Annotated in this window: 1 protein-coding gene; it reads left to right on the top strand. The window is 33.5% G+C overall.

The genetic code is table 11. The features are described 5' to 3' along the window. The first annotated feature begins 734 nt into the window (after nucleotides 1-734). Nucleotides 735-2,537 carry a group II intron reverse transcriptase/maturase gene (ltrA, locus tag N4T77_RS20025; protein WP_261673629.1) on the top strand — a complete coding sequence of 601 codons (1,803 nt, stop codon included), beginning with the start codon at nucleotides 735-737 and terminating at the stop codon, nucleotides 2,535-2,537. Nucleotides 2,538-2,662 lie beyond the last annotated feature (125 nt).

A 2,662-nucleotide genomic window follows, 5' to 3' on the forward strand; every position in this document is an offset into this window, starting at 1 on the left:
TGTGCGACACGTTGCTAACTTAAAAGGTTAGCCATTAACTCAAAAAGTTAAGAGAACTAATAGTTTGAAAAGTCAAATGAGAGGGTAACGCCTTGAAGGGCTTTCTCTAATACTCCGAATAGCGATTCCTTAAATAAGAAAGGAATGGTTATAAGCTCGGTGAAGTCGGCTGAGAGTGCACCCTAAGGAGCGATAGCTCCAGGAAAAGCGAACCAGAGGTGGTTGAGTGTATGATAGGTCGGGAGTCTATAAAATATCTATGGTGAGAATATCCGTAAAAGGATTGACTAATTTCCGAAGGTAAGGGTCTAGAACAGTGCATAGTAGAAATGCTATGACCGCCGAAAGTGCGGGGTTCATGGAGACAAGTAAGATTGGTAGTTATGAAAGTCTCTATTCTATTACAGGTAGAATCAAGTGAACAGGCTCAAAGGAAACACTTAAGGATATATGAAAAGATAAAACTATTGGAACGTGGTAAGCTGATGACATGGAGGGCTTATTCCCTGTGAAGTGGCGATAAGGAAAGGCTAAAGCTATAACTTATCTTAACATCAGTGAAAGTAGTGGCATAGTACCGTTGAAACTGGCGAAAGCCAGCGGAGGGATAGCCACAAGTCAATATTAACAGTAAAATTTAAACACACAATAATTATTAGGTTCGAGTAAGACTAAGAGAAGCGAAAACAAAAGTTACAACTGGAGTGATTAGCTGACTAATGACAACCGAGAAAATGAAGCATAAAAAGAAGCAAAAACTAAGAAATAATGAATACTACAATAATCAAGCAATTTATGATGATATTTATACCAAGAGTTTAAAAGGCTATAAATTTAAAAACCTAATGGATATAGTCATGACAGAAGAAAATATATTACTGTCATACAGAAATATCAAAAAGAATAAGGGAAGTAAGACAGCAGGAATTAACAAAAATACAATCATTGAAATTGGAAATAGTAATCCCGAAGAACTGGTAGAGTACGTTAGAAATAGACTAAATAATTATGAACCTCAAGCAATAAGACGTGTAGAGATAGAAAAGGAAAGTGGAGGAATAAGGCCACTGGGGATTTCCACAATTGAAGATAGATTGATTCAACAGTGTATTAAACAGGTATTAGAACCAATATGCGAAGCTAAATTTTACAAACACAGTTATGGATTCAGAGCAAATCGAAGTACAGAACATGCTATTGCGAGAGCAATGAAGCTGATAAACATAGCTAAATTGCATTACGCTGTAGATATTGACATAAAAGCATTTTTCGATAATGTGAATCATGAAAAACTGTTAAAGCAAATGTGGACAATGGGAATACAGGATAAAAACCTCCTAAGTATAATATCCAAAGCCTTAAAAGCAGAGGTTACAGGTATAGGAATACCAGAAAAGGGAACCGTTCAAGGTGGCATTATATCACCATTACTTTCCAATATAGTCCTAAATGAGTTAGATTGGTGGGTAAGCAGCCAATGGGAAAGTTTTATGACAGAACACAACTACTCAAGTCGTAATAAATACCGAGCTATGAAAAACACTAATCTAAAAGAGATGTTTATAGTAAGATATGCAGATGATCTTAAAATATTTTGCAGAAACCACAAAACAGCACAGAAGGCTTTAATGGCAGTAAAGAAGTGGTTAAAAGAAAGATTAGGACTAGAAATAAATTCTGAAAAATCAGAGGTTGTAAACTTAAGAAAAAATTACTCTAACTTCCTAGGTTTTAAAATGAAAGTAATAAATAAAGGGTATAAAAAGGTTGCTACTAGCCGTGTTAGCGACAAAGCTCGAAAGAAAATCATAAATAAAATAAAAGAAAAAATTAAGGCAATACAGAAAAATACTAAAACCGATGAGGTAAATAAATATAATGCATCAATATTAGGAATGCATAACTATTATAGAAATGCAACACAAGTAAGCCTTGCTTTTTATGAAATAGCTTTCTTAGTTAGTAAGACCCTATATAATAGAACAAAGAAAATACGAAGTGAAACAGGATTAAAAAGCAAAGCATATCTAAAATATTATGGAAAATATAAGTATAAAACCATTTATATCGCAAAAGTAGCTTTATTTCCAATAGGAGGAATTAGTACGAAAGATGCACTGCATCATGTAAATGGAATTTGTAATTATACAGAAGAAGGAAGAAAGAAAATCCATGAAAACCTAAAGGGAATTAACAAAGCTATACTACAATATATCATGAGAAACCCAGTAAATGGGCAGAGTTCAGAATATAATGATAACAGAATTTCTTTATACGTAGCACAATATGGTAAATGTAGTGTAACAGGTGAGACCTTAAAAATAGGAGAAATGGAGGCTCATCATAAGAAACCTAAATCATTAGGCGGAAGTGATGAATATAATAATCTAACTTTTGTATTATCAGATGTACATAAACTGATTCATGCTATTGCAGATAAAACTGTTAAAGAATATAAAGAAAAGCTAAAATTAGATAAAGAAGGCTTGGAAAAACTGAATAAGCTTCGTTTAAAAGTTGGAAATTGTGTGATTTAAAGAAATAAGTTGATATTGATGGAACGCAGTGTGCGGTGAAAGCTGCAAGCACTGTGTGGAGGTGGGGAAAAGGCAGAGATAATTTCAAAGTCTTACCTATTCCTATTGAATTCAAGATACTATAA

It is taken from the genome of Clostridium sp. CX1 (assembly GCF_025398335.1).
Lineage (GTDB): Bacteria > Bacillota > Clostridia > Clostridiales > Clostridiaceae > Clostridium_AM > Clostridium_AM tanneri.

Coding starts and splice junctions, on each gene's coding strand:
- ltrA (WP_261673629.1), top strand. CDS start 735: ATGAAGCATAAAAAGAAGCAAAAACTAAGAAATAATGAATACTACAAT.